This window comes from Ideonella azotifigens, from assembly GCF_021043325.1.
Classification (GTDB): domain Bacteria; phylum Pseudomonadota; class Gammaproteobacteria; order Burkholderiales; family Burkholderiaceae_C; genus Ideonella; species Ideonella azotifigens.
The window spans coordinates 131,776-139,918 of the sequence record NZ_JAJNKD010000020.1; the positions used below are offsets into that span (position 1 = coordinate 131,776).

Genomic DNA, 8,143 nt, shown 5'->3' on the forward strand with positions numbered 1-8,143 from the left:
CCGCAACGCCGCGCCAGCGGCCCGGCAGTAGGCTGAAACCAACGAGCCAGAGTGGCTCTGGGGGTGGAGCAGTCTTGACACCTGTCGACAATCTTGACGCAACGCTGGTGGCGAATTCGCTGCGGATGGCGAAGTCGTCTGGCGTCGCCGTGGCGGGCTTGGGTGTCGTGGTGTTGGTGGGCTGGGTGCTGACGGTGCCGTGGCTCACGCGCATCCAGCCCGACTTTGCTTCGATGAAGCCGAACACGGCGGTGTGCTTCCTGTTCGCCGGCATTGCGCTGGCCACCTCCAGCACCTCCGCCACCACGCGCGCAGTGCGTGTGTTTCGCGCTTCGATGTTGGGTTGTGTGGTGCTGATCTGTCTGCTGACGCTGGCCGAATACCTGTTGCCAGCAGATCTCGGCATTGACCAGCTGTTGATCCGTGTCGAGGTGGATCCGCATGCCCATGCGCCCGCGGGCCGCATGGCCGAGGCCACGGCCGCCGGGCTGTTGTGTGCTGCGCTGGCGCTGCTGCTGCTGGATGCCAGCCCCTGGCGACCGGTGGCGCAGGGGGCCGCCACGGTCGGGGCGCTGATCGGCCTGCTGGCCTGCGTGGGCTACGCCTATGGCGTGGAGGCCTTGTACGGCGTGGGGGCTTATTCAACGCTCGCGCTGCACACGGCGATCGGGCTCGTGGTGTTGTGCCTCGGCGCGCTGCTGGCCAGGCCCTCGGAGGGCCTGATGCGCCTGTTGGTCGACAAGGGGGCTGGTGGCATGGCCGCGCGGCGGCTGTTGCCCTATGTGCTGTGCGGCCCCTTCATTCTGGGCTGGCTGCTGCTGTTTGCCGAGCGCCGGGGGCAGGTGCAAGGCACTTTCGGCATTGCGCTCATCACCGTGGCCTACACCCTGTTGTTCGCGCTGCTGATCTGGCGAACCGCGAACGCATTGCACTTGAGCGAAGTGGGCCGAACGGCGATGCAGCGGCACTTGCGCCACCACGAGCTGCGCTTCGACCAGATCATTGGATCCGTCATGGACGCGGTGGTGGTGTTGGACGGTGAACAGCGGATCGTGCTGTTCAATCCCGCCGCAGAGGAAATGTTCACGCGCAGCAGCAGCGACATGCTCGGGCGCACGCTGGAGACGCTGTTGCCTCAGTCGGCTTGGGCCGAACACAGCAGTTTCGTCCGGGAGTTCGGTGCCCGTGGCTCTGCCAAGCGGCGCATGGGCGCAGAGCGCGCCGTGTTTGCCGTGCGTGCAGACGGCCAGCACCTCCCGGTGGAAGTGTCGATCTCCAAGCTGGACGTCGATGGCCAGCGTTACTACACGGCCGTGCTGCGCGACGTTACGGAGCTGCGCGAAAGGACCGAGCAGGCGCGCCTCGCAGCAGAGGCCGCCAATCGCATGAAGTCGGCGTTCCTGGCCAACATGAGCCATGAGATCCGCACGCCGCTGAACGCGATCATCGGCCTGACCAAGCTGCTGCAGCGAACCGGATCCACGCCCGAACAGACTGATCGCCTGGGCAAGATCGACGTCGCGGCTCGCCACCTGCTGTCGGTGGTCAACGACATCATGGACTTGTCCAAGATCGAAGCCGGTGGTTTCCAGCTGGACCTGACCGATCTTCATTTGACGGCGCTGTTCGACAACGTGCAGTCCATCATCTGCGAACAGGCTCGCGGCAAGGGCATCGATGTGCGGGTGGACCTCGATGCGGTGCCGCTTTGGCTGCATGGTGATCTGACGCGACTGGGGCAGGCGCTGCTCAACTACGCAAGCAACGCCGTGAAGTTCACCGACAAGGGATGCATCACGCTGAGGGCCGTGCTGGTCGAGGAGACTGTGGCGGGCTTGCTGGTGCGCTTCGAGGTGCAGGACACCGGCGCTGGCGTTGCTGCCCAGGCGCTGCCTCGCCTGTTCAATGCGTTCGAGCAGGCGGACACCACGGTCACGCGCTTGCATGGTGGCTCGGGACTGGGGCTGGCCATCACCAAGCACCTGGCCCAGCTGATGGGTGGCGAGGTCGGTGTCACCAGCATGCCTGGTCGAGGCTCGACCTTCTGGTTCACGGCCCGGCTGAGCCGCGGCCTGGGGCCGGTGCCTGCCGTGCCCTCAACCGTGCAGCTCAGGCCCGAGGAACAGTTGAGACGCAGGCACACCGGCGCCCGCATCCTGCTGGTGGAAGACAACGAGGTGAATCGGGAGGTGGCCACCGAACTGCTGAAGGCCGTGGGGCTGGAGGTCGACAGCGCAGTGAACGGCCAGGTGGCAGTTGAAAAGGCGCAGCTCCTGGCATACGACCTGGTCCTGATGGACATGCAGATGCCGGTGCTGGACGGCCTCTCGGCCACCCGCAGCATCCGTGCGCTGCCGGGCTGGTCCGGGCGACCCATCATCGGGCTGTCGGCCAACGCATTCAGCGAAGACCGCGAGATGTGCCTGCAAGCTGGCATGGACGACTTCGTGGCCAAGCCGGTTGAGCCCGATGTGCTCTTCAACGCCTTGCTCAGGTGGCTGCCGAGTAAGCCCGTCGAGGCCGGACCGCGCGGGCCGCCGCAACGTCGGCCTGCCGAGGCGGCAGCGATCATGCGGGAACTGCCGATGTGGCGGTTGACCGGCCTGGACGCGGCCTATGGGCTTCAAATGGTGAACGGCAGCGAGACGGTTTTTGCGGGGGTGCTGCGCTCATTCGTCGAGTCCTCAGTCCCGGACATCGAACTGATCCAGTCGGCGCTTGCAGCCCACCAGGCGAGCGAGGCCTTGCCCAGGATTCAATCCCTCAAGCGCGCCGCTGGATCGATCGGGGCTGCGTCTTTGCACGCCATGCTGGTCGAGTTGGAACTGGCCATCCGTCGTTCACGCTCGTTTGCCCTGGTCCAATCCTTGGGCAACGAGGTGGCGGCGCGGCATGCGGCACTCGTCACGGAGATTCGTGCTTTGGACCACCGTTGAGGGTGCGCGGTCGGCGGTCTGGCGAGAAGTCTGCAGCGATCGGCGTCAAGACAGGGCGCTGGTCCTGAAATGCCAGGCCGCGGCCGTGCCGCTGAAACCAGGAAGCACCACTAGATTTCGACACCTGCCTGATTCATGGAGGGCAAGGCCGTTGCGGACAGTGGATTGAGCCGACGCATGCGGCTTGCATCGCAGGTCAATCGAGCGTCAGCACGATGACCACCAACCGAAAGACGCCGAGGAGCACACAGAGCATGCACAGCCCCACCAGGATCAGCCAGATCATGGTCGCCTCCAGGCTTGCGCCGTCTCCCGACGCACACCGGCTGCCCGCCGGGTCAAGGTGGATGCGGCTTGCATGCGAGCCCCCTGTTTCGTGAGGTGTCATTGAACTGCCATTGGCCGGACGCACATTGCGCCAGATCAGCGCAGCGAGGCGGCGTGGCAGGCGGCTTGTGGAGGCATGGCTGGCAGCCGAAGCGGCGAGGCTTGAGCTGGCGCAAGCGATTGCGAAGTTGGGCGCCTAGCATCGCCTGGTGCAGCCATTCGCTGCGGTCATCTCTCAGGGATGTTCAACAGGAAATTGCCATGACCGCGTTGCCCGTGCCAACTGACTCTTCCTCGACATCTGGGCCTGACGCTGTATGGACAGTGCTGGATGCACTGCATGGCCCGCGTCTTCTGCATGAGTGGAGCGACGCCTGGTTCCACCCGCTGGGCGGCAACCAACTCGCCATGAAGTGGCTCGATGGTTGGCTGATGCTCACTCGCGTGGCAGCCGGCCCTCAGGCCCTTGAGCACGCCCTCAGCTCGATGCAGGAGATCGCCAGCTTCCATCTCAACGCCGTCCAGCAGGCATGGGCCGATGCGTGGTGGCGCGCTGCCACAGGGCATCTGCCCGTCTCCGACACTGTCCGGGACGGCGGGTCCGCCGCCCTCGCCAGGCGGCCTGGCGCTGCGGCGTCGACAAGCGTGCTGGCCGGCCACTGGATGCAGCCCTGGCTCTCCCTCCTGCTTGCGTCCATGCCGCCTGCTCGGACCGACTGAGGTCAGGGCGTGTCCAAGCAAACGGGGCCGGCACCGCGCGATTTCTGGAGAGTGCCGACAGCCGAGCTGCTGACTTCGCTGCTGGCCGAGCGACAAGGACTTTCCTCCGCAGAAGCATCACGCCGGCTTGCGGCGCAAGGCGCCAACACGCTGGACCAACAGCCTCGGCGGCGGATGGCGTCGGCCTTCCTGGCGCACTTCAACAGCCCGCTGGTGCTGATGCTGCTGCTGGCGTGTGGGGCTTCCGCGGTGATGGGCGACGCGACCAGCGCCGCCGTCATCGCCTTCATCGTGGTGGGCAGCGTTGCGCTGGAGTTCGTGCAGGAGCACCGGGCCGGCGACGCAGCCGAGCGTCTGAAGCGTTCAGTGGCGCTGAACGCGAACGTGCTTCGGGATGGCACGGTGACGCGGGTGCCCGCAGCGGCGCTCGTGCCGGGCGACGTGGTGCAGCTGGCGGCTGGCGACATGGTGCCCGCAGACGGTCGGGTCATCGAGGCGCGCGACTTCTTCGTGCGCCAGGCCATGCTGACCGGCGAGGCCTACCCGGTGGAGAAAAAGCCGCAGGAGCTCGATGCAGGCGAGGGCGACATCGGCGCGGCGGTGAATGCGGCGTTCATGGGCGCATCGGTGTTGACAGGCAGCGCGACGCTGCTGGTCTGCCGCACCGGGCGATCGACCTTCCTCGGCGAGATGTCGCATGCCTTGGGAAAGCACGCTGCGCCCACGGCATTCGAGCGCGGCACACGCGGCTTCGGGCAACTGCTGGTCAAGATGACCGCGGCGCTGGTGCTGTTCGTGACCTTCGCGCAGCTGCTGGCCCACCAACTCTCGGCTGAGACCTTCCTGTTTGCCGTGGCGCTGGCCGTGGGGCTGACGCCCGAGCTGCTGCCCATGGTTGTTTCGGTGACGCTGGCGCGTGGCGCGCTGCGCATGGCCGAGCGCAAGGTGGTCGTCAAGCATCTGCCGGCCATCCAGAACATGGGCAGCATGGACGTGCTGTGCACCGACAAGACCGGCACGCTGACCGAGGCCAGCATCCGGCTCGAGCGGGCGGTCGACGCCGAAGGCCGTCCCAGCGCGCGGGTGCTGGAACTGGCCTGGCTCAACAGCCACTTCGAGTCGGGCCTGCGCAGCCCGCTCGACGACGCCATCCTGGCACAGCCGGGCGTGGACCCGGCTGGCTGGCAGAAGCTCGACGAAGTGCCGTTTGGCTTCGAGCGGCGGCGCGTGTCGGTGCTGGTCGAGCGGGCCGGCGAGCGGCTGCTCATCGTCAAGGGCGCGCCGGAGGACCTGGTCGCGCTGTGCACGCAGGCGCAGGCCGAGCCGGTGGCCGGTGTGCCGCAACGCCGGCCGCTCGACGACCAGGGCCGCGCAAGCGTGCTCGCCAGTTTCAATGCGTTGAGCCGGGATGGCCTGCGGGTGCTCGCCGTGGCCTCGCGCCGCGTGCCACCCGCGCATGACCATGCGCAGCTGGACGATGAACGCGAGCTGGTGTTCTGCGGCTTCGCGGTTTTCCTGGACCCGCCCAAGGCTGGCGTGTCCGAAGCCCTGAGCCGGCTGCGCGCGCTGCATGTGCATGTGAAGGTGCTCACCGGCGACAACGAGGGCGTGACGCGCCACGTCTGTGCACAGGTCGGCCTGCCGGTTCACAACCTGCTGACCGGCGCACAGATCGAACAGCTCGACGACGCTGCGCTGGCCGCGCAGGCGCAGAAGACTTCTGTGTTCTGCCGTGTTTCGCCGGCCCAGAAAAGCCGCGTGCTGAATGCGCTGAAGAGCCGCGGCCATGTCGTCGGCTACATCGGCGACGGTGTCAACGACGCCCCGGCGCTGCACGATGCGGACGTCGGCATCTCGGTGGACACCGCAGTGGACGTGGCCAAGGACGCGGCCGACATGATCCTGCTCGAGCGCGACCTGAACGTGCTGCACGACGGCGTGGTCGAGGGGCGGCGAACCTTTTCCAACGTGATGAAGTACATCATGATGGCCACGAGCTCGAATTTCGGCAACATGCTGAGCATGGCCGCGGCCTCGGTGTTCCTGCCATTCCTGCCGATGCTGCCGGTGCAGGTGCTGCTCAACAACCTGCTCTACGATGCCTCCGAAGCGACGATTCCGTTCGACGGGGTGGACGCAGAAGAGCTGCTGCGCCCGCACGACTGGGACCCCGCCTTCATTCGCCGCTTCACGCTGGTCTTCGGGCCACTCAGCTCGCTGTTCGACTTCGCGACCTTCGCCATGCTGCGGCTCGGTTTTGGCGCCGATGCGGCGCTGTTCCGCACCGGCTGGTTCATCGAATCCATGGCCACGCAGGTGCTGGTGATCTTCGTGCTGCGCACCCGCGGCCGCCCATGGCGCAGCCGCGCCCACCCTGCGCTGGCCACGGCAGCGCTGGCCACCGTGGCGGTGGCCGTGCTGCTGCCGTTCACGCCGCTGGCCGGGCTGCTGGGCTTCGTGGCCCCACCGGCCGGCATGCTGCTGGCCATCGCCGGCGTCGCGGCGCTCTACCTGGTGTGCGTGGAGTTCGCAAAGCGCGGCTTTCATCGCCTTCAACGGCCGGCTTGACGAAGGTCAATGCCCATGGTGCACAGCTGCCCATGATGGCGGCGCGCGCTCCTTCATTCCCGGCCAAACGGAGGCATTCACCATGAAGCAGATCCTCGTCCACCTCGACGCTTCGGCCCGCTCAGCCGTCCGGCTCACCGTCGCCCAGGCGCTGGCGCGCGATCATCAGGCGGCGCTGACTGCGCTGTACGCTGTGGTCCCCACCTTGCTGGCCATGCCCTTTGCCGGCGCCGAAGGCGCGGCCTCGGCCTACACATTGCTCGAACGGCTGGACCGCGAGCAGCGCGGACGTGCGCGTGCACTGTTCGAACGCCAGCTGCCTTCGGGCAACATGACCTGGGCCGAAACCGGCAGCGAGCTTTTTGAGTCTGCCGTGCTCGAACATGCGCTGCTGTCCGACCTGCTGGTGCTGGGTCAGCTGGATGCGAAGGATGAACTGGCTGGCGCGCTGCCGCCCGGCTTCGTCGCCACGCTGCTCACCGACAGCGGCAAACCGGCGTTGATCCTGCCCAGCAGTGGCAGCTTCACGCAGATCGGCCGAGAAGTGCTGCTGGCCTGGAAGCCCACGCGAGAAGCCGCGAGTGCGGTCACCGCGGCGCTGCCGTGGCTGCGCCAGGCGGAACTCATCCACATCGCCTGCGACGCCAGGACGCGCGACGCCGACCGCGTGGGCCGTGTCGCGCTTCAGCGCTGGCTCCGGCTCAACGACGTGATGGCCCCGATGGCCATGCACAGCCTGCCCGAGCAGGACGTCGGCGATGCCTTGCTCTCGCTGGCAGCCGAAGCATCGGCCGACCTGCTGGTCATGGGCGCCTATGGCCACAACCGGCTGCGCGAATGGGTGCTGGGCGGGGCGACGCGCACGGTGCTGGACTCGATGACCTTGCCGGTGCTGATGGCCCACTGAGCCCTCGCGCGCAGCTGGCATGCAACCGCTTGCGTTGGCGCAAGGCTCCGGTTCTGCCGCCCGCACAGAATCAGTCCAACACACCGAGGAGAGGGCGATGGCCGACGACACATGCATCCTCGAATGCACTGCATGAGTTGCTGCCTGTCCGCCGCAGCGAACAGCGGGAGGCCGTGCACGCCGCCAATCTGGCAAGTTCGGTCCAGGAGGCCCAACCTGTGGGCGACCGTGCCTTGCAGACCGCCCGTGGCTGTGCCGGTCAAGTCTTTTCGGACACAGAAATAGGTTGATTGATTGCCGATTGCTGCTCGAAAGCATTGGGTGGCAAGTTGCCCAGTTTGGAGTGCAGACGCACGCTGTTGTAGAAGCCCACGATGTAGTCGGCGATGTCCGTCACGGCCTCGGCATGGTTGGCGTAGTCACGCTACCAGACCCGCTCCGTCTTGAGGCTCAGGAAGAATCGCTCCATCACCGCGTTGTCCCACCAGTTGCCTTTGCGGCTCATGCTGCCGACCAAGCCGTGACGCGCCAGCAATGCCTGATGCGACGCGCTGGCGTACTGGCTGCCTCGGTCGGAATGAACCATCAGCCCAGGTGCGGGTTGCCAAGAATGCCACGCAAATCGAAAACCGCAATGGTTGCGGACAAGGCGGCGCAGCCGCAATTCTCAGCCGCAGCGCTTGAG

Annotated in this window: 4 protein-coding genes and 1 pseudogene; 4 read left to right on the top strand and 1 reads right to left on the bottom strand. The window is 66.6% G+C overall.

Features of this window, described 5'->3' with window-relative positions; all coding sequences use genetic code 11:
* Nucleotides 1-74 precede the first annotated feature (74 nt).
* From LRH25_RS28385 to LRH25_RS28400, 4 genes are all read left to right on the top strand, one after another.
* The gene (locus LRH25_RS28385; protein ID WP_141288483.1) at nucleotides 75-2,936 is read left to right on the top strand and encodes a hybrid sensor histidine kinase/response regulator; all 2,862 of its coding nucleotides are present in this window, start codon (nucleotides 75-77) and stop codon (nucleotides 2,934-2,936) included.
* 588 nt (nucleotides 2,937-3,524) lie between these two features.
* A complete protein-coding gene (locus tag LRH25_RS28390; protein ID WP_231012975.1) occupies nucleotides 3,525-3,983 on the top strand; it encodes a hypothetical protein in 459 nt (152 codons plus the stop codon).
* Nucleotides 3,984-4,034: 51 nt separating this feature from the next.
* Nucleotides 4,035-6,551, top strand: a complete 2,517-nt coding sequence (gene mgtA / locus LRH25_RS28395; RefSeq protein ID WP_231012978.1) for a magnesium-translocating P-type ATPase — start codon at nucleotides 4,035-4,037, stop codon at nucleotides 6,549-6,551.
* A gap of 82 nt (nucleotides 6,552-6,633) precedes the next feature.
* A complete protein-coding gene (locus LRH25_RS28400) occupies nucleotides 6,634-7,458 on the top strand; it encodes a universal stress protein (RefSeq protein WP_141291657.1) in 825 nt (274 codons plus the stop codon).
* Nucleotides 7,459-7,717: 259 nt separating this feature from the next.
* Here the strand turns inward: LRH25_RS28400 and LRH25_RS28405 are convergent.
* Nucleotides 7,718-8,062, bottom strand: a pseudogene (locus tag LRH25_RS28405) (integrase core domain-containing protein); the annotation flags it as partial.
* Between the last annotated feature and the right edge of the window lie 81 nt (nucleotides 8,063-8,143).

What these genes read in the sequence shown, in the direction of transcription:
- LRH25_RS28390 (WP_231012975.1), top strand. Translation starts at nt 3,525, where the DNA reads ATGACCGCGTTGCCCGTGCCAACTGACTCTTCCTCGACATCTGGGCCT.
- LRH25_RS28400 (WP_141291657.1), top strand. Translation starts at nt 6,634, where the DNA reads ATGAAGCAGATCCTCGTCCACCTCGACGCTTCGGCCCGCTCAGCCGTC.